Source organism: Bacillus sp. EB106-07-01-XG149, assembly GCF_058791555.1.
Genome location: NZ_JBYTDP010000003.1, coordinates 603,416 through 627,466 on the forward strand (window position 1 = coordinate 603,416; position 24,051 = coordinate 627,466).

A 24,051-nucleotide genomic window follows, 5' to 3' on the forward strand; every position below is an offset into this window, starting at 1 on the left:
TTCATTACTACAGGAGTTTTACCTGATGATGCAAAACGGTGCAACTTTATTCAAAAAGGTATGTTTTTTATAAACAGTACAAATTTGTTTTAAATCGACAGTAAAACTAGAAAAAGACCCTTGAAATTGCTGCTTAACAACAGCTTTCAAAAGGGGCGTTCTAACAAAAAATGTACATTATTGTTAGAATATAATTATCCGTTAAAATAAGGAGAAACCAAAATATATATTTAGGAGGAGAAATATTTTGGAAATAGATCAAATAAAGAATATCTTAAGGAAAAGAGCAACTATCTTTCAAACAGGCGGAAAAAGACCTGATTTATCTATAAATGAAAGTTGGATTGGAAAGATTCCCTATTCATTACCAAATGAAACTTGCCCAATCGACCGTTATCAAGACAAAATGTATGCGATTATGATGCTTAATTTAACACAAATACCTTTTATTCCAGAAGCAGTAAAAGATATGAAAGTCATTGCAGTATTTCTTTCTCCAAACTTTGCTAAAGATTTGTCCAATTTATCAGGAAATTTTTGTGTTAGAGAATATGATTCTTTAGAGGAACTAGTACCGAATGAAATGTCACTTACGTTTCCAAATCTAAAACCTTTTCCCTTAATACCAAGATTAGTAGCTGATGAGTTTCCACAATGGGATACGGAAGATTTCCCTAACAACGTGCAAGATAGAATTATTGAACTTGAAAACACAATTGAGATTGACTACTACGAGGACATTTTTGAAGAAAATCATTACATACACAAATTAGGAGGCTATGCTTGCTTTGCCCAATCAGGTATCCAATGGCCCGCGGATTATGAATTTATTTTTCAAATAACAGACGATCCCAAAGCCCATTTAAAGATTATTCATGGCGGTGGAATTTATTTTGCTAAAAATAGTAAAACAAATGATTGGATCGCACTTTGTGATTTCTTATAGGAATATAATATAAAGTGACGTTCTCTCATGTTATTTTTTCTCTAGTCCCTTTTAATATTTCTCCAGTTACATTGTGCCCCCTTACATCAATTAAAACGGTTTATTTAGTGCTACTTCAAATGTTGCAACTAGAACAACCGATGCAAAGTGCGGTAAGAGAAGTGTAAAAAAAGCAAGGTCTCGTTACGAGACCTTGCTTTTCTTTTTAAGTGGCATCATTTTCCCGTAAGTACCAAGACGCCAAATGTACTCAAGTGGACCATATTGATAACGTGACAGCCACCAGCGGCTAATAAAGATTTGTAACGTATAGAAACTAATGCAAAATAGAGGACCTACCCATAATGGAGCAAGATAATCATTTTTGAACAATAGTCCGAATACAAGTAACGTAACAATTGTATGCGAGATGTAATTTGTTAACGCCATTCGACCAACATATTGGAATGGTCGTAATAATGTTTGCCATTTTTCTTTCTGTAATAAACGCATAAGCGTGAAAATGTAGAAGATGAATAATGTTTTTCCGCTAAACATTGCAAGTCCTTGCATATAAAGTGGTTCATATGAAGAGGTTGATAAGAAATAACGAACCATAAAGAACCAAAACGGTAATGTTAAAACGAACATAATGATTTGCCATTTTTTAAGTTTCGGATCTAACTCTTTCGTACGACGGAAAATGTCTTTTTTACCAGCGTATAAACCGAGTAAAAATAATCCGAGTGTTTCTGGGAGCATTGAAATATTTAGCCCTATTCCATTAGCATAAAATGCATGGAAACGATTTTGTATTTGTGATACCCAGTCTTCAAGTGGCATGATTGGTAGGGATAATCCAAGTTCATCCTTTGGCATGAAGGCAATACCAATACTAGCAATTAGCATAAGAAATTGAAAAATACTTAATAAAACGATTGCCCATATTAAAATGGTACGAGGTTTTCTCTTATAAAATAAAAATAAGAAAAATCCAGCGATTGCATAACTATGTAAAATGTCCCCGTCCCATAAAAGAACGTAGTGTAAGAAACCAAATAATAATAAAATAAGTAAGCGACGAACAAATAAAGTTTTTGGGCGATCTGTTTTCGCTTCAGCACGAGTCATAAAAATGTAAAAGCCTAGGCCGAATAAAAACGAAAAGATTGTATAAAATTTTGTTTGAATAAACATATCGTAAAATAGACGGATATAGCTATCTAGCCCCTCATAAACTCCTGAAAGATCACGTGAGTCAATCCCAGCGATAATAGGCCAGTTAACAAGAAAAATACCTAGTACAGCTATCCCTCTAATAATATCGATGGAATGTATCCTCTCGCCTTGTGAAATATTTTGTGTCATTATTTTCCTCCTTGTTAAGTAATTCCCTTTTATTATACAAAATGTAAAGAGGAGGGTATATAGGTAATTTCCAATTTTTAAAACTGTTAAGATATGTATTATGAGATATAATAAGAGTGCACAACAAGTTTTAACCTTCTTCAAAACAGGCAGTAAAGCTCCTTTCTATAAGGAGCTTTCTTTATGAAAAGTATTGATAATGATTCTCTTTAATGATAAAATGTATTCAAAAGTGATAATCATTATCAAAAAAAGGTTGGTGCATGAGTATGGTATATGCATTAGTAGCAGGTACAGTCGCTGTATATGCAGTTATTGCAAAGTATGTTTTAAATGGAGTAGGAACAGCAAAATGAGTGATATGACATAAAATCCCTTTCATTTGTAAAAAGAATGAAAGGGATTTTTTATTTTTAATGAGAATATGCTGAAAATTTAGTATGATAGTAAAGTGAAACTGTAATCGATGAGGGGATGAATTTCCTGATGATTATGAGCTCGCAAATGGCGGGAAAAAGTATATACATCTTGGATAAAGGGGAACAAGGGGATGACAAACATAGTACAGACAAACGGTATGAAAAAACTTGTTTGTTTTTATGAAGAGTGGCAAAAACACGGCGATGCAGAGAATAGTGTAAAGTTGTTTGAGGTGATTCAAAAATATAAACGAGAACAGCTTATGATAGCGTTCTGCGGTCACTTCTCGGCAGGGAAATCAACGATGATGAATCATCTATATAAAGCGCAGTTGTTACCAACAAGTCCAATTCCGACAAGCGCTAACGTTGTCAAAATTGAAAAAGGAATGGATCGTGTTGTTGTAACAGTTAAATCTGGAGAACAGTACGAATATGACGGTGCATATTCAGCTGAAGAATTAAAACAAATTTGTAAAGACGGTGATGAGGTAATTGGTGTTCATATTTATCGGAATGATGCGCCAATTCCTGAGGGTGTTATGTTAGTTGATACACCAGGGATTGATTCAACAGATGATGCCCATCAATTAGCGACAGAATCAACGTTGCATCTAGCAGACGTAATTTTTTATATGATGGATTATAATCACGTCCAATCGGAAGTGAATTTACAATTTGTTAAAGAATTGAAACAACGTAATAAAACGGTTTATCTCGTTGTAAATCAAATAGATAAACATAAAGAAAATGAATTATCGTTTGAGGATTATAAAGATAGTGTAAAACAATCGTTCTCTAACTGGGATATTGAAGTAGATGGAGTGTATTATACTTCATTACGAATGATGAACCATACACATAATGAAATTGGAAGCTTAGAAGCATTAATTACTTCTATTATGAAAGAAAAAGAGCAGTATGTAAGAGATGGAATGGAGCGAGAAACAGAATATTTAATGGGGGAACATTTCTCGTTTATTCTTTCAGAAAATGAAAAAGTTCTTTTGAAATATGAGGAAGAGCTAGCATCGCCGCTTTCTATTTCAGAGATAGTTGAAAAGAAAGAAGAGCTAACGGAAACTAAACAACGCGAGGTTAGTAAAGAATCTCATGTGAGAAACGAATTTATAAAAGGCTTACAAGCTATATTAGATAACGCGTATTTAATGCCATTTGAAATGAGAGAATTGGCAAATGTGTATTTAGAAACGAAATTAACAAAATTTAAGGTCGGTTTGCTGTTTGCGAAAGGAAAGACGGAGCAAGAAAAACAGAGACGTTTAGATGCTTTTTATTCTGCTTTGCAAAAGACTGTTGAAACGCAACTTGATTTTCATGTGAAAGAATTTATTGTTGCCTTCTTAAAAGAAGAAGGATTGTTCACAGAGGAAATTGGGAAAGACATATATGCTTTAGAAATTGTTTTTGGACCAGAAATGTTAGCTGAAGTCATTAAACAAGGTGCAGGTTTTACAGGTGATTACTTACTTCTTTATACAGCGGATGTAGCGAATGAACTGAAGAAGCGTTATTTTACAAAAGCGCAGCAAATTTTTGATAAAAGTGCAGTCGTTTTAAAGCAAAAGGTGAAGGAAGCAGTTGCACGCATTGAAGAAGAGATTGAAAAATATATGATGTTGCAAACGGCAAAAGAAACGCAATTACAATACAGTAACAATTTAGAGACATATGAAAGTTATTTACAAAATGTTTGGCACGAGCGTGTTGCTACACCAGAAGGATTGAAAATAGAGGAGATATTGCAAAGTAAAACACAAATTGTTAGTGAGAAATTCACACTACAAGAGCAGGAAAGCGTAAACGATAACGTAATGGCTCGTGAGGAAGAGATAAAAGGAACGGCAGCTTTAAATATTCAGCGTATATTAGAGAAAGTGAAGAAAGCTGAAACGATATTAGAGTCATTGCCAGCGCTGAAACATGTACAACAAGAGGTAATAGAAAAAAGGCGTCGTGTGGAAACGAAACAATTTACAGTAGCGTTATTCGGAGCTTTTAGTGCTGGAAAATCATCATTTGCCAATGCATTGCTTGGTGGGAAGGTACTTCCTGTATCACCAAATCCGACGACGGCAACGATTAATCAAATTTTGCCGGTTACAGAGGAAAAACCACACGGAACAGTAATGGTTCAATTCAAATCAAAGCAAGCTCTATTAGAAGATATGAAAGCTGTTTATAAGTTGTTTCATTATGAGATTACTACGTTAGATGAAGCGTTAGCACAAATTGATAAAGTTATGAAATATCCTTCACCAACTGGGAAGCAAAAAACAACATTTAGCTTTTTACGAGCGGTACAAAAAGGGTATGATACGGTTTCTGCTCATTTAGGGGAGCAAGTACAAGTTACACTAGAAGAGTTTTCTGATTATGTAGCGAATGAAGAAAAATCATGTTTTGTTGAGTATATGGAGCTTTATTATGATTGTGCTTTAACAAGGCAAGGAGTAGCGCTTGTAGACACACCTGGAGCGGATTCTATTAACGCCCGCCATACGGACGTTGCGTTCCAGTATATTAAAAACGCAGATGCTATTTTATTTGTAACGTATTATAATCATGTGTTCTCTCGTGCTGACCGTGAATTCTTAATCCAGCTTGGTCGTGTAAAGGATACTTTTGCACTTGATAAAATGTTCTTCTTAATTAATGCGGCCGATTTAGCAGAGTCTGAAGAAGAACTTGAAATGGTAAAAGGTTATATCGCAGACCAGCTACTGCAATACGGTATTAGAAATCCGCGTTTATTTGCAATTTCAAGTTTATGTGCACTTGAAGAGAAGCAAGGAAAGAATATTGAAAAAGAGAAGTACGGTATTTTACAAAACTCTGGGATTGCTAAGTTCGAGGAATCATTTACATCCTTTATGATGAGAGATTTAATGCTCGTATCTGTTCATGCTTTATATGGTACATTGCAAGGAGCAGATCAGCTTTTAGTAAATATGATAAACGGTGCAAAGCAGGGGAATGAAGAGAAAGAGAAGCAAACGAAAAAATATGAAGCAGAGCGTAATCAGCTACTTCATATTATTTCATCATATAGTGTGCTTGCTGAAGAGCAGGCGATGCAAAATGAAGTGAAAGAATTGCTTTATTACGTGCAACAGCGTCTATTCCTACGCTATAACGATGTGTTTACTGAATTTATTAATCCGGCATCGCTGCGAACGGATGGGAATGTGAAAGTGCAGTTGCAACAGTGCGTTATGGAATTAGTAGCATTTATTCAGCATGATTTATTACAAGAAATGCGTGCGACATCATTACGCCTTGAGAAATGGATAGATGAAGCGATGAAGCGTGCAAAGAATGAAATTGTGGTGAACTGTAAAGTAGAAAATGAATCAATTTCTATGAGTGGAACAGTGGATTATGAATATAAAGATATTGCACATAAAGAACCGTTCCCTTCAGTTGAAATAAAAGATTTCAAAAAAGCACTGGCGCATTTTAAAAATGAAAAAAGCTTTTTTGAAAAAAATGATAAAGCTTTCATGCAAGAAGAGGCTAAAGTTGTATTAGAGCCTTTCGTATCAAACTATGTAGCTGATGAAAAAGATTTATTTGTTCATCATTATAAGCAAGAGTGGGATTTGAAATGGAACTTATTCCAAAAAGTGATGCAGCAAGATGTGATGAATTATTATGAAAGTGTATTATTTGCATTGGCTGAAACAATTGATGTATCACTATATGAACAAAGTAAAGAACAATTGCAAAAGCAGTTAGTAGAGATTGAAAAAGAAATTTATGTGATATAGTCGTTATGAGAAAAAGATTCGTTCAATTTTCTTTTGCAATACTGTATCTAAAGATTTGACAAACCCAGCAAATTCATCGGTAGAAATCATATGAGTAAGAACGAGGCGTCTGCCGTCTGGTGTTTCACCGCATAAGACGAATGAAGAAAATTCATATGTTTTGTTTTCTACTACTAATTTTGGATAGGAATACGTGTCGCTTTTCTTCTTCTTTCCATCAATAGAGATGACGTTGCACTTTTTCTCATTGTTGTCCATGGTGAATCCCTCCTTTCTATTATTTATGGTAGACAAGGAGGGTTTAGAACAATAGAGAAAGGGGAGTTTTTTATGTGTGTAGTAATAGAGTATATTTCGAAAGAAGCTATACCGAAACCTTTATTATTGCTTGCTGATCCAAGTGAGCAGCAAATTGATGCATATGTACAAAGGGGGGTAACATATGTAGCTAAGCAAGAGGAGAGAGTTGTCGGTGTATATGTTCTTTTGGAAACAAGGCCGAAGACGATGGAAATTATGAATATTGCGGTTGTAGAGCATTTGCAAGGAAAAGGGATTGGAAAGCAGCTATTAAGTCATGCCGTAGAAACTGCTAAAGGATATGGTATGTCAAAACTTGAAGTTGGTACGGGCAATTCTAGTGTTTCACAACTTGCTTTATATCAAAAATGTGGATTTCGTATTTTTTCTATTGATTTTGATTACTTTTCAAAGCATTATGAAGAAGAGATTATTGAAAATGGGATTGTATGTCGTGATATGATTCGGCTTGCAATGGAATTGAATAAGAACGTATAACTTATTTAGGGGGAAGAGAAGATGGAAGTACATAAAGCAATTACAGCACATTCTCGTAAACAAAATGAAAGTGTAAAAGCATGTTTACAATTAGATGCGCAGCGTGAAGCAGCTATTGAAGCAGCCGTATCTCTTGCGTCAAAGGGGAAAGAATTTTCGGTTGATATCATTAATGTTGTAACAAAGCAAATTAATGATCTTGCAAAAAATGGTGTTACACTGCAGCGTAAATTTGTTACAGAAGAAATGGTTATGGAGTATGTAAGTCGTTTGCAAGAGAAAGAAGGTCGTTAAAGATGATAGTTACAGTCGAATGGTTACGTGAGCATATAGAAGATGAGAATGTCCGTATAATCGATTGTCGTTTTGATTTAGCGAATCCTAATTGGGGTAGAGAAAAGTATGAGGAAGAACATATTCTTCATGCATTATATTTTGATTTAAATTTAGATTTATCAAGTCCTGTAACAGAACATGGTGGTCGCCATCCATTGCCGAATATTGAGGAGTTTGCAGACAAGCTTTCACAAGCTGGTATTGGTGAACATACGACAGTAATTGCATATGACAGTCAAGCGGGGGCAAATGCTTCTCGTCTCTGGTGGTTATTAAACTATGTAGGACATGAGAAAGTATATATATTAGATGGCGGATTTTCAGCTTGGAAAGAGAATGGACTACCGATAACAACGGAAATTCCTGTTGCTATACGAAAAACATTCAAAGCAAATGTACAAGATCATATGCTTGTAACGATGGAAACGGTGAGAGAGAATATTCATGCAGGTGCAGATGTTACGTTAATTGATTCTAGAGAGCCAAAACGTTATGCTGGTGTAGAGGAACTAGTTGATTCAAAAGCAGGGCATATTCCGACAGCAGTAAACTATTTTTGGAAGGATGGAATTGCCCAATCAGGACAATTTAAGAATGAAGCTGGGCAACAAGAACGATTCCAAGATCTTTCGAAAGATAAGGAAACAATTGTATATTGTGGTTCTGGTGTTACAGCATGTCCAAATATCCTTGCATTGAAATTAGCTGGATTCCAAAATGTTAAATTGTATGCAGGTAGCTGGAGTGATTGGATTTCTTATCCAGAAAATCAAATTGCAAAAGAAGAAGATTAATCACTTGCATGCAAAAATAATTTGTATTAAAATAAGGTCACAAGCAAGAAATTGCTCGAAAAACTTTGTATTTTACACATTGGAAACAATGTGATAATATAACGACAAGTAAATAATACATCCTGCGGTGTGCGTAACTTATTTATGTCTAAAACCGATGTTAGTTATACGGAAGCTCAATATTTAGCGACCATCATCAAGCCGTCCTTGTGGGGGAAGATGTACGGTAACTGTGAGGGCATCCACCTGCGAGTAGCGGGTTTTTGGACATTTACGAGGAGCGGCACGTGCGGGGGTCTTATTTCAACTAACATTATATAAAATTCCTACGGTGTACGTAGCTTATGCATGTCTTAAACCAATAAGTTTAATATGGAAGTTCAATATTTAAATGTAGCTAACAAGCCGTCTTTTTAAGAAGGAAGTTACAAACATTTGTGAGAGCATCCACCTGTGAGAGCAGGTTTATGGACATCTAGAGAGAACGGCATATGTGGGGCTATATAAAAACCTTACGTTTTATACGTAAGGTTTTTTTGTTGCATAAATATATCTTATTTTATCTGGATTCACCTGTGAAGTTTCCATAATAAATATAGCACTTTCTATCTTCATCAATCTCTCTTGAATCTAAAGCGAACTCCATATGCATGCCGTCGCGCTGAATATATATAAGATCTGAATGAAGAGATGGCAAAATTTCTTCATAGTTCCATACATCTTTCCGATCTATTATGCTTGAACTCGTTTCACTTAGTTCTCTAACCTCAAAACCAATGTGAGAGTATGTAGGATCTGAAGGGTCATTTGCAAACTCTTCTTTTTGAATATATATAACTGCTGTTCCGTCTGGATCTACTGAAGTAGCAGTAACAACATATGTCTTGTTATCTTTTATAAAATATTCACACGTCATGCGTGCGATGATTTCAGAATTAGAAATATTTGCGTAGTTCCATAAAGCAGGATACCTTTTCGTTTCATCATTAAGTCGATATTCTAAGCGCATTTTATCCCTCTTCTTCCTTTTTCTTCTACTTTATCATGTTATCTTATATAATAGGAATAGAATTTAAAAAGGGGAGTGCGAAGGTGACAAAAACGAAATGGCTAGTAGGTGGTGTCGTAACGTCTTTAATGACTGGCACCTTATTTGGCTGCGCACAAGATCTTCCCCCAAAACCGAATGATAATAGTTGTTCAGATTGGGATTGGGATGATGAACTTGGGGTATGGCAGTGTGATGATAGTAGGTCAGGTTATCGTGGGCATTATTTTTATGGTGGGAGTTACTATCAAAATAAATCCACTTTTAAAAATTCATCGGCGTTTAAATCTTATCAATCGTCTGGGGAATTTAAAGGTGGAATTGGAAGCGGTTCAAAGGGAGGATTTGGGGGCTAACATATGTCGCAATACATCAGGGAGCGAAAAGATTTTTATTCGAAATATCCGAATTTTTGGTCGGATTTATATGAATGTGAGTATAGTTTGTTTCATGTTTTCTCTATAACAAATCAGACTATGAAACAATTGCAATTAGCAACTGAACGAATGGGGAAAATATTTTTTAAGACTGCTAAACTTTTGCGGAATTTAAGTGACGAACAGCTTCTTGAACTTGGGTATCCTCCTGCAAGCTTATCTTTCATTAGAATGAAAGGATTATATCCTGAATCTGTTATTTCACGATTTGATTTCGTTTTAACAAGTGATAATCAAATTAAAATGCTTGAGTTTAATAGTGATACACCAACTTTTATTATGGAATGCTTTCAAATGAATGGAAAAGTTTGTGGAAAACTAGGCTATGATAATCCAAACTTGGGTCAAGAACGATTACTATCTTCTGGTGTTACAAAGGCCGTAATGGAAGCGACAAAGGGAATAGATAACCCAAATGTTGTTTTTACAGCACATCATGAACATATTGAGGATTGGAATACGACTATGTATTTGAGTCAGTTATGCCATGTTGAAAATAAAGTAGTGCCAATGTCAGAACTTAGAATTACAAAAGATGCTTTAGTGGATAGGGATGGAGTACAGATTGATGTTTTATATCGCCAAACATATCCGATAGAAGATTTAATTGAGGATCAAGATCCTGAAACAGGAGACTTCGTAGGTGTGGAACTGTTGCAGCTTGTAAAAGCCGGAAAGCTTTTTATAATAAATCCTTTGTCAGCATTTTTGCTTCAGCCAAAATCAATTCAGTGTCTTATTTGGGGGTTAGCAGAAGAAAAGGCCTTTTATACAAATGAGGAACAACAGTGGATTAAAGAATATATGTTACCTACATATTTAGAACCAGATTTATTTTTAGGAAAAGGCTCTTTCGTTCAAAAACCTTCATTTGGTAGAGAAGGAGACACAATTACCGTTCGCGATAAGGACGAAAATATTATGATTCAAAATGCACACCAAACGTATAAAGCGTCACTGCCGATATTTCAAAAGTATACAGAACTTCCAGTCGTATCTTTGGAAACAGAGAAAGGGATGGAGAAACTGTCGTATGTGTTTGGTTCGTTTTTAATTGCTGGAAAAGCGAGTAGTATCGGTATTCGCGCTGGGGAAAAAATTACGGGGAATGAATCGTACTATTTACCGGTAGGTATAAAAAAGGAGGAAAGTATATGATTAATTTTTTATTATATTTAGCAGTAACACTGGGCCTTTTATGTATTGGTCTGTTCCTCATGGAAGTGACAACGAAAGTAAAAGAATTTAAGTTAATGGCCCAAGGAAATAAGGCGGTAAGCTATGTACTTGGAGGACGATTACTTGGGTTAGCTATTGTTTTATATTCGACAGCAGCTAATTCCATTTCACTTCTTGATATGGTTTCGTGGGGAGCCGTTGGGATTTTTGCTCAAATTATCGTCTTTTATTTAGCTGAGTGGCTTACACCACGCTTTAATATAAACAAAAGTCTTGAAGAAGATAATCAAGCAGTCGGTCTTTTTCTTATGTTTTTATCGCTTTCCATTGGGATTGTAATTGCTGGTTGTATAACTTATTAAAACCTTTACGTTTAGACGTAAAGGTTTTTATTTTATATACGTTAGTTCGCCATACCTTTCGAAAAAATTGTAGGCTACTGTTGACATCTATTTTAAATAAGAGTAACATTTTCTATGTAATAAAAATAAGTCTCTGTTAGGTGAGGCTCCTGTATAGAGAAATGCTACTGCCCAAAAATGTCGAGAGACGCCAATGGGTCAACAGGAATGATCGAATTAAGGTTTTTCTTAACGTAGCTGGTAATGTACCTATGCTATACAGTGCTAAAACTCGGCGAGGGAGAGGTCCGTAGATTTCTAATTGTTTAGGAATCGTTTATTTGTGTATGTCATGACCTTTACTCTTTTCGGAGTAAGGGTCTTTTTGTTACAAAGCTATGAGTAACTTCATAGTATAAACTATAAAATTAAACGAGGAGGTGAGGAGCATGTCAAATTCTGACTCGGTTCCGTTACCCATATACTTCAAATCAAAAATATATGATGTAGGCAGGAAACGACTTGTTCCTCCCTCTATATTTATCATAATGTAGCGTTTATATGCATGTTTAAGCGCTAGACACTGTTACGGTAAAGTGGATAAATTGAGAAACAAAGCGTTTCTTCCTATGTTGTACAGGAGGAGACGATAATATGTTATATGCAAACAAAACTGTGGGTAACACGTCATATAAATTAAGTAAAAAATCAATGAAAGAACAAACAATGCTTCAAAAAAATAAAGATTTATTAATTGAAATCGCAACGAGAGATGTAAAATCTGTATTTGCGTATTTTAAAACAACAAGAGACGGATTATCTATGAAAGAGGCACAAAAACGCATTCAAGTATACGGCCGTAACGAATTAATGTCAAAAAGAGCGCGTATTGCGGAAATAATGATGAAGCTAAGTGGAATGATTCCAGGTTTTTCAAAACAACATGTGCGTGATGGGTTTCAATGTGAGAAAATTACTGTGTCTCGAGTAGAATGTTCTAGTGTAACAGGTTTAAACGGCGAATTAAAAATGATGAATGTGCCAGTACAAGAGCTTGTTCCTGGGGATATGATTTTTCTTTCAGAAGGTGATACAGTACCAGCAGATGTACGTATCATTTACGCGAATGATTTATTAGTAAATGAATCCGTGCTAACAGGAAAAGATGCAAGTATTGAGAAATTTGAAAGTTGCTATCACCTTGAGCGTAAACGATTTATTCCATTAAAACGAATGAAAGACTATAATCCACTTGAACTTGAAAACGTATGTTTCAAAGGGACTCATATTGTTGGCGGAAATGCAAAGGCTGTAGTTGTTTCGACTGGGAAAAATACGTATACAGGAATTCTTCATACTTGTTGTAGTAGAACGTCTTAATGTGTAAATGATGCTAAATATACAAAAACAATGTATAATAGACAAAGTTGAAAAAACGTAGAATGGTAATCTATTTATATAACCTTACGTGATGACGTGGGGTTATTATTTTTTTGGTAGGAGAGGGATTATGAAAAAAGTATTATTAGTTGATGGTATGGCACTATTATTTCGTGCTTTTTACGCAACAAGTGTCTACGGACAATTTATGAAACGACAAGATGGTACCCCTACAAATGGGATTCATGGTTATATGAAACATTTATTAACAGCTATGCAAGCAATTGAACCGACACATATCGTAACATGCTGGGATATGGGTAGTACGACATTTAGAACAGAATCGTTCTCGAATTATAAAGCGAATCGTGTAGCGCCGCCTGAAGAATTAATTCCGCAATTTGATTTAGTTCAAGAAATGACTGCGAAATTGTCTATTCCAGTTATCGGTATGAAAGGGTATGAAGCGGATGATTGTATCGGCACGCTTGCAAAACAATACTGTAATGAAGCGGAAGTGTATATTTTAACAGGTGATACGGATTTACTTCAGCTTGTTGATAAGAACGTTACAGTAATGCTCTTGCGCAAAGGAATTGGAAATTACGAATATTACACACCAGATAAAATCATGGAAGAAAAAGGCGTAGAGCCGTGGCAAATCGTGCATGCGAAAGCATTCATGGGAGATACGAGCGATAATTACCCAGGTGTAAAAGGTATCGGGGAAAAAACAGCGTATAAATTGATTCAAGAGCACGGAACAGTAGCAACTGTACTAGAAAATGTAGCATCATTAACGAAAGCGCAGCGTACAAAGATTGAAAGTGATCTAGAAAACTTAAATATTTCATTACAATTAGCACAAATTCATTGTGAAGTTCCAATTTCATGTTCATTAGAAGAAGGCTTACACACAATGGATGAAGAAAAACTTAGATTCGTTTGTGAAGAAATGAATTGGGGAAGACCAGAAATATTAATAAATATGCTGTAAATAGTTTTGAAAGAGGGATGTTGTATAAGTCAAACTTTGACTTATACAACATCCCTCTTTTGGTTTTTACGAACAGTATCGTAGTAAATAAAATTATATCGAACTCAATTTTAAATATATAAATGTTTCGACAAAATATATTGATAGAAGTTGATGACAATAGCAACTTTTATAATGAAATGAAGCAATTTCAAAATGGTTTTAGGGTGATCAAATTTTTGTGTGTTCACAAAGTTGTCAGAAAATAAACGTAATTTTCATATGAAGTTCAAATAGAATTCACAACAATCAATTATTATAAGAACAACCAGATAATTCTTTATCTTTTATATAAACCATCCCCCAAGGAGGAAATGAAAATGCGAAAAAAAGTGCGAAAATCTTTTAAACAATTATTAATTGAAAATAAACAAACACTATTAAATAATAAAGAAAATATGAAAGAAATTGAAGAGAGAATTGAGAAACGACATGTAGCATATAGTGGTGCCAATAATTAAATAAAATAAAAAAGATAGCCTTTAAAGGCTATCTTTTTTATTTTATATTGAAAAAACTTTATTCCTCTCTTTAATTTTGCAACTATGCAAGATGTTTTTATAGTGTTTTTCTGTCAATATTATTCATTTTTCGAGGTTTTAATTGGTATATATCAATTTTGAAGATTCACTATTCATAATATTACAAAAAATGTTACAATACATTCAAAATTACGCTATAAAATCATTTTAATATGAAAAATTGGAATGAAAAGAAAGGAGAGGAATATGAATAATGGTGTCGCTTTGAAATGATTATTATCATTTCAGTAGGAGTTGATGTAAAACGATGGATAGGTATGAAGAACTGGATTCTATACGAGGAATTTCTTCATTGATAGTAATGATTGGCCATCATTTAATGATTTTTTCAGTATTTCAAAATTACAGTTATGAAGATAATAAACCATTTGTTATTTATCTATTAAAAGAAACACCTGCTCGTCTAATTTTTAGTAGTGGTAACGAATCTGTTATTATCTTTTTTGTTTTGAGTGGATTTGTTTTGTATAGATCCATTCAAAAAAACTACGATAGCTATGGATCATTCCTTTTAAAGCGTATATCTAGAATCTATATTCCATATATCGTAGCAATAAGTATAGCTATTTTATGCCAGAATACAATGAGTAAATATGGTATTTCTAATTTAAGTGAATGGTTTAATCGCTCATGGACGATTGAAAGTTCTTTAAGCTTAATAGCGCAACATATTTTATTGATTGGGAAATATAATACAGATGCATATAACGGCGTAATTTGGTCACTTGTTCATGAAATGCGAATATCGATAATTTTTCCATTAGTTTTGATGGTTTGTTTACGAAAAACGTTGAGGTATTCATTATTGTCATTGTTTATTTTTAGTATATGTTCTGTCGTGATTTTATTTTTATTTCACTCAAGTTTCACATTAACTAGTTATGCATTAACTCTGCATTACACAGTGCTGTTTTTACTAGGAGCACTAGTTGCGAAATATAAAAATAATTTAATAGTTTTTTATAGTAATCGTACTAAAAATGAGAAAATTGCATGGTTTTTATTTGCGGTTTTACTTTATATGTATGAAGGGCTTGTTGGAGAAATTAATTTGCTTAATAATTTTATATTTCGAGACTACGTAGTAGCGATAAGTGCATGTTTATTTGTCATATTAAGCTTGTCGGTATCAACTTTGTCATCCTTGCTACGTAATAAATACTTGTTATATTTGGGGAAGATTTCTTACAGTCTTTATTTATACCACATCATATCTTTATTTTCCCTAGTGTATATGCTTCATGAAATATTTCCGTTACCCATTGTTTTAATGTTATCGCTCATTCTTTCGTTTATACTAGCAATAATTTCTTATTTGTTTGTAGAAAAATTTGCATTCAGGATCGGAAAGTATATAACAAAGCAATCGAATTTAGAAAAGAAAAGACTATCTGTAGAAAGTGAGTTGCAGGATGTCATTCAAACAAAGGCGGTGAAATAATTGAAGCAAGAAATTAGTATGAAGGATTTTCAGCAGCTATTGAAAAGAAGAGTAGTAACAATTATTTTGACGATGTGTTGTGTAACATTTTCTTTAATTCTTATTTCTATGTATGTATTAAAGCCTTCGTATCAATATTCAACGCAAATTCTCGTTGGAAATTTAGATGGGTTTAATAAGGAAAATGCAGTGAATAAAACACAGGAAAATAAGCAACTTGTAACGTCGTATGTTGATATATTAAAAAGTCCACTCATTATTTCAACGGTTAAAAAAAATTTAAAATTAGAGCAATCAATTTATGAATTAGCACAAAAAATTTCAGTGGTGAATATGGACAACTCTCAAATCGTTACTGTTACAGTAAAAGGTTCAGATCCTACAATCGTCAAAGAAATTGTAAAGTCATTGGCAGAACAATCTCAAAAAAGCTTTCAACAGTATACGAATGTACAGGGGATAAAAATATTAACTGACCCTGAGTTACAGGAAAAAGCTGAAAAGTTGTTCCCTAAATTGCAACTTATCATTCCTATCTCTTTAATTGTTAGTTTTTTTGTTGGGATAGGTTTAGCTGTATTTCGAGATTATTTTGATGAGCGTATATACGTGGAACAAGATTTAGAGAAAATAACAACAGTATCTGTTATTGGTCACATAAATATGAAACCGAAAAGAAAAAAGAAATCTACAGAAGTTGATGCGCAATCATCTATATATCGAGGTGAACATGTCGATGTTTAAGACAAAGAAAAAGCTGCCATTTAATCCGCATGATGCTCTAATGAAAGAGCAGTTTTATACGGTGTATCACGAGTTGAAAAAATCGGGGAAACAAGTGTTCACAGTTACTTCAACGAAGGATAGAGGTGTTATCGCGGCGCTTATAGTAAATCTAGGGCTAGTGTTTGCAGAGATGAAAAAAAAGGTGTTACTTATCGATGTGAATTTTTCTGATCCTAAACTACATCTACTATTACAAAGCAATTATACGAAAACAGTGAACGATATAATAAACGATTCCCCTTGTAGTTATGAATCTTTTTCTAGTAATTTATCTAAATACTTATATTGTATTCCTGCCCAAAAAACAGTACACACCGGAACACCTTTAGTTGCTACGGATGAATTTGATCATGTAATTGCGAAGTGGAAAGAAGATTTTGATTACATTTTCTTGTATTCCTCTGAAGTATTTGAGCTTCCTGCTACGCACATGATTGCAGGGAAATGCGATGGAGTGGTCTTAGCAGTCAAAAAGAGAAACGATTCCCTACGTACGGTGCAAAAAGTGATAGCAAATATAAAGAGGAAAGAATGTGAATTAATAGGTATAGTTTTATATTCTTGAATGTGGGGGTAACGATCTATGATTCGTGAAACAAACCAAGCCAAGTTGTATACGATTCCGGCTCAAGAAAAGACCAGTATTTTGAATCGAAGTATAAAGCGCTTGTTTGATATTATATTTTCACTCATATTGTTACTATTAACGCTACCAATTATGTTGTTCTTTTGTATTATGATTGCTTTCGAAACAGCAGGAGCTCCAATTTATTTTCAAGAACGTTTAGGGATTAATGGAAGGAAATTTAATGTATTTAAATTAAGGTCGATGGTAAAAGATGCTGAAATAAATGGACCACAATGGGCAAATGAAAATGATCCAAGAATTACTAAAGTTGGATCGTTTATAAGGAAAACGAGAATTGATGAGTTACCGCAACTTTTAAATATTTTAAAAGGTGATATGTCTTTTGTCGGACCAAGACCAGAGAGAGAGTATTTTTATAAACAATTTGATACGTATATTCCAGAATTCAAGGATCGTTTAATAGTGAAGCCAGGGTTAACAGGATGGGCACAAATTAATGGAGGATATAATCTTGATCCGAAAGAAAAGTTGAAATTGGATATGGAGTATATTGAAATGAAAACGATTAAGATGGACATTCGGATTTTATGTAAAACCGTTTTAATAGTATTGAACGGTAATGGTGCAAGATAAATATATGTAAGTAGGTTGCTTGCAAAGGAGAGCCGGTATGGGTAGATCTATTTTAAATAATATTATCCATCTATTTTATAGCACAATTTTAGCTAATCTTCTTCAAGCTGTGAGTTTAATTGCTTTAGCAAATTTTTTTAATGCACAAAATTATGGGATGTTTAGTGTTGCTATAGCAGTGACGTTTGTTATGTTATTTTTTACAGATTTAGGACTTACAAATACGTTTCTTCGAGAAGGCGCAAAAGATGGAGTAGACTTAGAGACGATTTTATCGTCGTATATAAAAGTAAGGATGATTCTACTTATTTTTATTTCTATAATCGGCTATATTGCTATTCATTATATGTATGCGGATAGAAATTTGATTTATATGATGATAAACGTAATGTTTTTCATGTTAATAGGATTAACTGGGCAAAATATAGGGATTGCCTACTTTCAGCTGACGGAGCGTATGAAGTATATAGCGCTTATTAAAGTTGTATCAGCGGCAGTTGTCATTATCATTACATGTTTTTGTATTTTCGGAGAGTTACCAGTTTATATAACTGCTCGTTTATATGGATTTGGTTATATGATCGGTGGTGTATTCAGCATATATGTAATGAAAAGAAAGACGAGTATGAATATGAAAGTCGTAATTCATAAAGCGTTATTTTGGCAATTGACACCTTTTATTATTAGTGGTTTTTTAATAATGAGTACGCCACAATTAGCACCGATCTTACTTAACTATACATTGCCATTAAGTATGGTAGGTGTTTTCGCAGTGGCGTATCGGATGCCAGCAGCTTTATATCAAGTGCCAGGGGTGATTGCAGGTGCATTTTATCCAGTGCTCTTTAAGCATTATAATCAGAATAATTTAGAAGAGCATACGAAATTAAACTTACTTCAAATAAAATCAATGGCGATTGTGGGAATATGTATGACGATAGGTTTATATCATTTAGCGCCATACTTTATTTCTATATTTTTTCAGGAAGAATGGAGAAATGCAGTAGAGCCACTCCAAATATTATCATTTCTCATTGTGCTGCAAAGTTTAAATATTGCTATAGCTGACGGCTTAACAACGAGTGGACGTCAAAATAAAAGAACGGTTGTGCAATGTATAGCGTTAGTGATAGGTGGGATTATGCTTTATAGCTTTAGTAGTATTGGTGGAGTGATAGGAGCGGCTTATGCTATGGTTTTATTTGAAATTGTGGCTTTAGTTGGGTATATAGCGGTAAGTGTAGTGAAGAAAAAAATTGTATTCCAAATTGTAATACCGTATACAATTTATTTTGGCGTAACTTTTATTGGAGTGCAATATATATTGCACACATATCATTTCATTGCGCTCGTTCTGAATACGTTAATCGTAGTAGTTGGTATATTCCTATATGATTATGAGCTGAAAAAACTTCTTCTTTCGTTTATAAGAAAAACACGCAAAAAGGATTATATTACGAAACAGGGGATATAGCCTATGGAAAATAATATGAAAATATCGATGAAATGGATTATGCTCTTAATATTATTTGTCATGTTAAGTAAATACAACATATATATTGGATTTTCGCTGAAGATATATATGATTTTTTTAGTCATATATTTTTGTTTAACAGTTAAAAACTTTCATATGCAAAAGCTATATTTTCATGAAGTTGTATTTTTGCTATTTTATTTCATCTATTGTTTCAGTGGAATTCTATCTATATATTTAAATGCTAGTATTCGTATGATTTTTGGTGTGCTACTTGTTTTAGGTTGTTATTTTATAATGAGAAATTTATTAGGAAATGTTGAAATAGCAACACTTGAATCATCTATTGTCTATGTAGGATTCATATTTAATATTGTAAGCCTAATACTGTATATAGTCGGTTTACAGCACTTTGGATTGTACGGTGGAGAAGAAAGAGAAATTTTTGCTGGACTATTAGTTGATAGAGGGTATCCAAGATTAATTGGTTTGCTAGATGATCCTAACATTTTTATTTTTTATAATACAATATTTTTTATGTATTATATGACAAACCTACATAATATGACGAACATTTTAGGATTGATTTTATGTGTTACGACAAGTTTATTAACTTTTTCAAGGGGAGGAATATTAGCACTTGTGCTTGTCGTTTTTGTATATGTATGTACATCTAGTTTTGCAAAAAAAATAAAAATAATAATGAGTTTACTAATGTTTGGTGTAGTGATTTTTTGTTTATCGAATAGTGTAATGGGTGGCCAATTGGATGACATATTGAATAAACGAATTTCTGATTTTTCGCATGATAATGGAAGTGGAAGATTTACATTATGGGAAGCTGCTTTTAAATATTATTTATCCAATCCATATATCGGAATCGGTGCGTTTAATTTTTCGAATTATTATGAGTTTCAATTTAACGAAAAATTATATGTGCACAATACATTTTTAGAAATTTTGTCTGAATCGGGTACAATTGGTTTTCTTTTATATAGCGCTTTTTTATGCATATTAATGTTCAAGTTAACGCAGTATACTTTGTTTCGTGAAAAACCGTATCTTTTATTAACTATGATTGCATTTTTATTTCAGATGATGTCATTGTCACTCATTATTAACGAAGCGTTCTTTTTATTTTTAGCAATGGTTGTAAAGTACATTTCAATATATGAAGGAAGGGGAAAGGTAGATGGTAAAATGTCTATCAGCACATAATAAGGCGCCTCATGTTTCTGTAATAACACCTTCTTATAATAGTATACGATTTATAGGTGAGACGATTTTATCTGTACAGAATCAATCATATGAAAATTGGGAAATGATTATCGTTGATGACGCTTCAACGGACCAATCTCTTGCAAAAATTAAAGAGATAATAGAAGGGGACTCGCGTATTAGACTATTATCATTAAAAGAAAATGTTGGTGCTGCTAAAGCTCGGAATTTAGCGTTTGAAGAGGCGAGAGGAAGATATATTGCTTTTTTAGATAGCGATGATATATGGTTGCCACATAAATTGCAGACGCAATTGTTATTTATGGAAGAAATGAATGTGGCCTTTTCATATGCATCGTATAGTTTAATCGATGAAAACGGTAATGAATTAAATCGAGAAGTGAATGTACCGAAATCTGTTGACTATCATCGTTTGGCAGGAAATACAATTATCGGTTGTTTAACAGTAATGATTGATCGTGAAAAAATTCCGCATATTGAAATGCCTAGTGTCCAGCCGGAAGATACAGCGCTATGGCTAAACTTATTAGATGAAGGACATGAAGCGAAAGGAATACAGCAAGTGTTAGCGAAGTATAGAATTGTAGCAAATTCTGTTTCGAGAAATAAAATTAGAGCGGCTTTTCGGTATTGGAAATTATTAAGGGAACAAAAACGACTGAATGCATTGCAAATCTTTTACTATTTTAGTAAGTATGCTTTTCATGCCTATAGAAAAAATAAAATCAATGTAGTTGGGAAGACGCAATTATGAATATACTGTTGATGACAGATAAATTGATAACTGGGGGAGCCGAGAGTTATTTTTGTAAATTGGAAAGCAATTTGCGTGATGAGAAATTTACGGTTTATACAGCTGCAGGTGAGGGAGAACTATATGAATCTCTTACTAGAAAAGAAAATTTCATGTTACTTAGTCGATGGAATCATTTGAGAAATATTCATTACTTACGAAAAGAAATTTGTAAACGAAAGATAGAACTTATTCATGCAAATAGTTTGCGAATGGTATTATATTCCTTTTTAATTCAAAAGTTCATGAAAAAAAAGATAAAAGTCGTGTATACGAAACATAATGTAACGATATTAGAAAAGAAAATGCCAACTCTTTTTCGTTATCTTATAAATAAATATGTGAATAATATTATTACAGTAAGTGAGTTTGAAAAAAAAAATTTAATTTCAATGCATGTAGCAGAAGAGAAAATAAAGACAATTTATAACGGTGTGGATATTGAAAGATTTTTATTCCAGCAGAAAAAGACAGAATCTATTTATAAAATAGGGATATTAGCAAGACTATCCAAGGAGAAAAACCATCAATTATTTGTAAAAATTGCAAATGTGTTGAAAAAAAGAGATGACTTTTTGTTTTATATTGCTGGTGATGGACCAGAGAAAGAATCTATTATGAAAGAAATAGAAAAGTATGGATTGCAGCAAAGTGTAAAGATGTTAGGGAATATTTCAGAGCCGCATAGGTTTATAGGAAATATGGATGCCCTACTTTTATTATCTTTTCGTGAAGTGTTTCCAATGGTAGTAATTGAAGCAATGGCTACAGGAACACCGATTGTTTCAATAGATGTTGGCGGAATAAATGAAGCGGTAATAGATGGAGAATCAGGCGTTTTGTTATCTGAATATTGCGAATCGGAATTTGCAAGTGCGCTTGAGGAACTACAAGGAAATGAGGAAAAGGTGAATGGTATTAGACTGAAAGCACGAGAGAAAGCAGAGAGATATTTCTCATTAACTAAAATGATAGAAGAAACGAAAAGTATATATGAATTAAACAAATGACCGTGCAAGTCGTTTGTTTTTTTTATTATAGAAACTTTTAAGAGAAAACTCACATATTATATGAAAAAGGTAATATGAGGAGTGAATTTATTTTGTCAGAATATACTTCTTCCCAAGAAGATTGTGCACCAGAAAATAGCGTTCATATTAATTGTTTTGGAGCAGTTCCGAACTCAGGGAATGATAGCTCATTAGCAATTCAGCAAGCTATAAATTATTGTGTAGCGAACCGAATTTCGACGGTTAGAATTACAGGGGTAAATACGTACAAAATTGTAAAGCCGATTGTTATTAAATCAAATGTAAGGTTAGAGCTAGATCCTACTGTTACGTTGCAAATTGATGGAGATTTTAATGCGTTTGAACTGCAACAAAATGCGTCTATTACAGGTGGTACAGTTCAAGTTATAAATCCAGTGTTTCAATCTGCTGTCATTTATGTTTCCGGCTCACAACAAATAGAAGTTCCTAATCACTCTCTTATATCAAATATAAATATAATAAATGCAACGTCGTCATATAAAGGTAAGGCTATACACTTTTATTGTCAAAAAGCATGGGATTATATTAGTTTCTTTCAAGTTAACTTTATTCAAATTAAAAACTTTCAAACTGCAATACATTTGAAGACAGAATATATAGATGATATAAATACACCTTGCTGGATTAACGCAAATGTATTTCAATCTATATTTATTGATGGATGTCAGTATGGGATAGAAGTTGATGGAAACAGTGATTTACCAAATGAAAGTTCAGGAAATACGTTTCATGATATTCAAGTACAATGTAGACAGCAAACGAAAAAAGTCATTCGTTGTACGGGTGCCTATAATACATTTGATTGTATGATTTGGGATACGTACCGGATGAGTAGTGAACAGATTGTCATTGAATTTTCTGCTAATTCGCATCGTAACTACCTTTTTTCGAATTTACTTTCCACAACTATTGTAGATAAAGGACAATACAATGTTTGTAAGTCTACCTATGAAGAATCTCTTCGGATTCAGTTACCGATTACGTTAAATAAACCACATTTAATAGGGAACCAAGATGATATATTAGTAAATGCTTCGCAGAAGTATACTGTTAAGCAAGTAAGTGGGAAATTACCTTACGGGGGCAATCTCGCAAATTGCTTTAATTTAATAGATGAACAAAGTGTAAACTATATCGATGTTCCAGATAGTAATCCAGTTGTGATTGAGCTAGATTTTACGAAAAATCCAATCAAAATGTTGAATTGTTTTGGTATGTATTTTGGATGGGGAGAGAGTCCGAAGAAAATTAAAATTGAATATGCATTAAGTGCAACTGGAAATTGGGTTGTTGCATCGGATGTTCCATTAAATGTAGGCGATACAATTATATCGAATATGAAGGCGAGTCAACTATATAAAGTAAGAATTACATTGAGTGGTTATTCTCAAGACCATAAGCGTTTTCGGATTAATCGTATGTTTGCAAGATCGTCGATGGAAAATGGGAATGCTTGGTTAGCGACAACTGGCGGAAGAATGTTTGGAGATATTGAAATAGAAGCAAGTAAAGGTATCATTATGAAGACTGCTAGTGGAGCGAAATGGAAAGTAACGATTAATGAGGCTGGCCAGCTTATTACGACTAAAATAACTTGAGATGATGATTGGTTGTAAATGCTTGGACGAGTTATTAGGTAGTACGATAAAG

At 33.5% G+C, this 24,051-nt stretch carries 23 protein-coding genes, 2 other RNA genes and 1 riboswitch; of the genes, 22 read left to right on the forward strand and 3 right to left on the reverse strand.

The features are described from left to right. Positions 1 to 247 precede the first annotated feature (247 nt). Positions 248 to 946 (forward strand): DUF1963 domain-containing protein, encoded by a 699-nt coding sequence (locus AC3WTA_RS15475; protein ID WP_000401865.1) that lies wholly within the window; start codon positions 248 to 250, stop codon positions 944 to 946. Between the two features lie 183 nt (positions 947 to 1,129). Here the strand turns inward: AC3WTA_RS15475 and AC3WTA_RS15480 are convergent, their stop codons facing one another. Beyond that, positions 1,130 to 2,293: a DUF418 domain-containing protein gene (locus AC3WTA_RS15480; protein ID WP_000193079.1), complete on the reverse strand. Its 1,164-nt coding sequence runs from the start codon at positions 2,291 to 2,293 to the stop codon at positions 1,130 to 1,132. A 550-nt stretch (positions 2,294 to 2,843) separates the two neighbouring features. Here AC3WTA_RS15480 and AC3WTA_RS15485 point away from each other — a divergent pair. Then, a complete protein-coding gene (locus AC3WTA_RS15485; protein ID WP_492332925.1) occupies positions 2,844 to 6,503 on the forward strand; it encodes a dynamin family protein in 3,660 nt (1,219 codons plus the stop codon). 3 nt (positions 6,504 to 6,506) lie between these two features. Here the strand turns inward: AC3WTA_RS15485 and AC3WTA_RS15490 are convergent, their stop codons facing one another. Further along, positions 6,507 to 6,761, reverse strand: coding sequence for a DUF3931 domain-containing protein (locus AC3WTA_RS15490; protein WP_000369740.1), 255 nt, complete (start codon positions 6,759 to 6,761; stop codon positions 6,507 to 6,509). A gap of 72 nt (positions 6,762 to 6,833) precedes the next feature. Between AC3WTA_RS15490 and AC3WTA_RS15495 the strand changes: the two genes are divergently transcribed. From AC3WTA_RS15495 to ssrS (AC3WTA_RS15515), 5 genes are all read left to right on the forward strand, one after another. Then, complete coding sequence (locus AC3WTA_RS15495; RefSeq protein WP_000338047.1) at positions 6,834 to 7,301, forward strand: GNAT family N-acetyltransferase; 468 nt, start codon at positions 6,834 to 6,836, stop codon at positions 7,299 to 7,301. Positions 7,302 to 7,322: 21 nt separating this feature from the next. Then, complete coding sequence (locus tag AC3WTA_RS15500; RefSeq protein ID WP_000451806.1) at positions 7,323 to 7,595, forward strand: YpbS family protein; 273 nt, start codon at positions 7,323 to 7,325, stop codon at positions 7,593 to 7,595. A gap of 2 nt (positions 7,596 to 7,597) precedes the next feature. Next, positions 7,598 to 8,431, forward strand: a complete 834-nt coding sequence (locus tag AC3WTA_RS15505) for a sulfurtransferase (RefSeq protein WP_000637542.1) — start codon at positions 7,598 to 7,600, stop codon at positions 8,429 to 8,431. 116 nt (positions 8,432 to 8,547) lie between these two features. Continuing rightward, positions 8,548 to 8,730: non-coding RNA, 6S RNA (ssrS, locus tag AC3WTA_RS15510), on the forward strand. 21 nt (positions 8,731 to 8,751) lie between these two features. Beyond that, positions 8,752 to 8,935: non-coding RNA, 6S RNA (ssrS, locus tag AC3WTA_RS15515), on the forward strand. Positions 8,936 to 8,990: 55 nt separating this feature from the next. On the opposite strand, the gene AC3WTA_RS15520 is transcribed toward ssrS (AC3WTA_RS15515), so the two are convergent. Further along, positions 8,991 to 9,440 (reverse strand): hypothetical protein, encoded by a 450-nt coding sequence (locus AC3WTA_RS15520; protein ID WP_001235541.1) that lies wholly within the window; start codon positions 9,438 to 9,440, stop codon positions 8,991 to 8,993. Positions 9,441 to 9,523: 83 nt separating this feature from the next. Here AC3WTA_RS15520 and AC3WTA_RS15525 point away from each other — a divergent pair, with 83 nt between their 5' ends. The 15 genes from AC3WTA_RS15525 to AC3WTA_RS15595 all read left to right on the forward strand — a co-directional run bounded on the left by AC3WTA_RS15525 (position 9,524) and on the right by AC3WTA_RS15595 (position 23,999). Continuing rightward, positions 9,524 to 9,835 carry a hypothetical protein gene (locus tag AC3WTA_RS15525; protein WP_000169027.1) on the forward strand — a complete coding sequence of 104 codons (312 nt, stop codon included), beginning with the start codon at positions 9,524 to 9,526 and terminating at the stop codon, positions 9,833 to 9,835. Between the two features lie 3 nt (positions 9,836 to 9,838). Continuing rightward, positions 9,839 to 11,074: a glutathionylspermidine synthase family protein gene (locus AC3WTA_RS15530; protein WP_000084965.1), complete on the forward strand. Its 1,236-nt coding sequence runs from the start codon at positions 9,839 to 9,841 to the stop codon at positions 11,072 to 11,074. Then, the gene (locus AC3WTA_RS15535; protein WP_000606858.1) at positions 11,071 to 11,457 is read left to right on the forward strand and encodes a DUF350 domain-containing protein; all 387 of its coding nucleotides are present in this window, start codon (positions 11,071 to 11,073) and stop codon (positions 11,455 to 11,457) included. The genes AC3WTA_RS15530 and AC3WTA_RS15535 overlap by 4 nt, the downstream gene beginning before the upstream one ends. A 125-nt stretch (positions 11,458 to 11,582) precedes the next feature. Then, a riboswitch (M-box (ykoK) riboswitch) is annotated at positions 11,583 to 11,748 on the forward strand. A gap of 342 nt (positions 11,749 to 12,090) precedes the next feature. After that, the gene (locus AC3WTA_RS15540; RefSeq protein ID WP_492332926.1) at positions 12,091 to 12,816 is read left to right on the forward strand and encodes a P-type ATPase actuator domain-containing protein; all 726 of its coding nucleotides are present in this window, start codon (positions 12,091 to 12,093) and stop codon (positions 12,814 to 12,816) included. A 130-nt stretch (positions 12,817 to 12,946) separates the two neighbouring features. Further along, complete coding sequence (locus AC3WTA_RS15545) at positions 12,947 to 13,813, forward strand: 5'-3' exonuclease (RefSeq protein ID WP_000757058.1); 867 nt, start codon at positions 12,947 to 12,949, stop codon at positions 13,811 to 13,813. A 359-nt stretch (positions 13,814 to 14,172) separates the two neighbouring features. After that, on the forward strand, positions 14,173 to 14,313 hold the full coding sequence (locus tag AC3WTA_RS15550; protein WP_001228053.1) for an FbpB family small basic protein: 141 nt from the start codon (positions 14,173 to 14,175) through the stop codon (positions 14,311 to 14,313). Between the two features lie 328 nt (positions 14,314 to 14,641). Beyond that, positions 14,642 to 15,835, forward strand: coding sequence for an acyltransferase family protein (locus tag AC3WTA_RS15555; RefSeq protein WP_000376422.1), 1,194 nt, complete (start codon positions 14,642 to 14,644; stop codon positions 15,833 to 15,835). Then, complete coding sequence (locus AC3WTA_RS15560) at positions 15,836 to 16,579, forward strand: YveK family protein (RefSeq protein WP_000806904.1); 744 nt, start codon at positions 15,836 to 15,838, stop codon at positions 16,577 to 16,579. Continuing rightward, a complete protein-coding gene (locus AC3WTA_RS15565; protein ID WP_002096755.1) occupies positions 16,566 to 17,186 on the forward strand; it encodes a CpsD/CapB family tyrosine-protein kinase in 621 nt (206 codons plus the stop codon). The genes AC3WTA_RS15560 and AC3WTA_RS15565 overlap by 14 nt, the downstream gene beginning before the upstream one ends. Before the next feature lie 18 nt (positions 17,187 to 17,204). Next, positions 17,205 to 17,843 (forward strand): sugar transferase, encoded by a 639-nt coding sequence (locus AC3WTA_RS15570; protein WP_000617656.1) that lies wholly within the window; start codon positions 17,205 to 17,207, stop codon positions 17,841 to 17,843. A 37-nt stretch (positions 17,844 to 17,880) separates the two neighbouring features. Beyond that, entirely contained in the window at positions 17,881 to 19,317 is a 1,437-nt protein-coding gene (locus AC3WTA_RS15575; protein WP_000533725.1) for an oligosaccharide flippase family protein, read from the forward strand. A gap of 3 nt (positions 19,318 to 19,320) precedes the next feature. Beyond that, positions 19,321 to 20,535 carry an O-antigen ligase family protein gene (locus AC3WTA_RS15580; protein WP_000429854.1) on the forward strand — a complete coding sequence of 405 codons (1,215 nt, stop codon included), beginning with the start codon at positions 19,321 to 19,323 and terminating at the stop codon, positions 20,533 to 20,535. Continuing rightward, entirely contained in the window at positions 20,510 to 21,310 is an 801-nt protein-coding gene (locus tag AC3WTA_RS15585) for a glycosyltransferase family 2 protein (RefSeq protein WP_000237689.1), read from the forward strand. Before AC3WTA_RS15580 ends, AC3WTA_RS15585 begins: the two co-directional genes overlap by 26 nt. Next, a complete protein-coding gene (locus AC3WTA_RS15590) occupies positions 21,307 to 22,359 on the forward strand; it encodes a glycosyltransferase family 4 protein (RefSeq protein WP_078183448.1) in 1,053 nt (350 codons plus the stop codon). Before AC3WTA_RS15585 ends, AC3WTA_RS15590 begins: the two co-directional genes overlap by 4 nt. A gap of 92 nt (positions 22,360 to 22,451) precedes the next feature. Further along, the gene (locus AC3WTA_RS15595) at positions 22,452 to 23,999 is read left to right on the forward strand and encodes a glycoside hydrolase family protein (RefSeq protein WP_000006325.1); all 1,548 of its coding nucleotides are present in this window, start codon (positions 22,452 to 22,454) and stop codon (positions 23,997 to 23,999) included. The last annotated feature ends 52 nt before the right edge of the window (positions 24,000 to 24,051 follow it).

What these genes read in the sequence shown, in the direction of transcription:
- AC3WTA_RS15480 (WP_000193079.1), bottom strand. Translation starts at nt 2,293, where the DNA reads ATGACACAAAATATTTCACAAGGCGAGAGGATACATTCCATCGATATT.
- AC3WTA_RS15485 (WP_492332925.1), top strand. Translation starts at nt 2,844, where the DNA reads ATGACAAACATAGTACAGACAAACGGTATGAAAAAACTTGTTTGTTTT.
- AC3WTA_RS15490 (WP_000369740.1), bottom strand. Translation starts at nt 6,761, where the DNA reads ATGGACAACAATGAGAAAAAGTGCAACGTCATCTCTATTGATGGAAAG.
- AC3WTA_RS15495 (WP_000338047.1), top strand. Translation starts at nt 6,834, where the DNA reads ATGTGTGTAGTAATAGAGTATATTTCGAAAGAAGCTATACCGAAACCT.
- AC3WTA_RS15500 (WP_000451806.1), top strand. Translation starts at nt 7,323, where the DNA reads ATGGAAGTACATAAAGCAATTACAGCACATTCTCGTAAACAAAATGAA.
- AC3WTA_RS15505 (WP_000637542.1), top strand. Translation starts at nt 7,598, where the DNA reads ATGATAGTTACAGTCGAATGGTTACGTGAGCATATAGAAGATGAGAAT.
- AC3WTA_RS15520 (WP_001235541.1), bottom strand. Translation starts at nt 9,440, where the DNA reads ATGCGCTTAGAATATCGACTTAATGATGAAACGAAAAGGTATCCTGCT.
- AC3WTA_RS15530 (WP_000084965.1), top strand. Translation starts at nt 9,839, where the DNA reads ATGTCGCAATACATCAGGGAGCGAAAAGATTTTTATTCGAAATATCCG.
- AC3WTA_RS15535 (WP_000606858.1), top strand. Translation starts at nt 11,071, where the DNA reads ATGATTAATTTTTTATTATATTTAGCAGTAACACTGGGCCTTTTATGT.
- AC3WTA_RS15540 (WP_492332926.1), top strand. Translation starts at nt 12,091, where the DNA reads ATGTTATATGCAAACAAAACTGTGGGTAACACGTCATATAAATTAAGT.
- AC3WTA_RS15545 (WP_000757058.1), top strand. Translation starts at nt 12,947, where the DNA reads ATGAAAAAAGTATTATTAGTTGATGGTATGGCACTATTATTTCGTGCT.
- AC3WTA_RS15550 (WP_001228053.1), top strand. Translation starts at nt 14,173, where the DNA reads ATGCGAAAAAAAGTGCGAAAATCTTTTAAACAATTATTAATTGAAAAT.
- AC3WTA_RS15555 (WP_000376422.1), top strand. Translation starts at nt 14,642, where the DNA reads ATGGATAGGTATGAAGAACTGGATTCTATACGAGGAATTTCTTCATTG.
- AC3WTA_RS15565 (WP_002096755.1), top strand. Translation starts at nt 16,566, where the DNA reads ATGTCGATGTTTAAGACAAAGAAAAAGCTGCCATTTAATCCGCATGAT.
- AC3WTA_RS15570 (WP_000617656.1), top strand. Translation starts at nt 17,205, where the DNA reads ATGATTCGTGAAACAAACCAAGCCAAGTTGTATACGATTCCGGCTCAA.
- AC3WTA_RS15575 (WP_000533725.1), top strand. Translation starts at nt 17,881, where the DNA reads ATGGGTAGATCTATTTTAAATAATATTATCCATCTATTTTATAGCACA.
- AC3WTA_RS15580 (WP_000429854.1), top strand. Translation starts at nt 19,321, where the DNA reads ATGGAAAATAATATGAAAATATCGATGAAATGGATTATGCTCTTAATA.
- AC3WTA_RS15585 (WP_000237689.1), top strand. Translation starts at nt 20,510, where the DNA reads ATGGTAAAATGTCTATCAGCACATAATAAGGCGCCTCATGTTTCTGTA.
- AC3WTA_RS15590 (WP_078183448.1), top strand. Translation starts at nt 21,307, where the DNA reads ATGAATATACTGTTGATGACAGATAAATTGATAACTGGGGGAGCCGAG.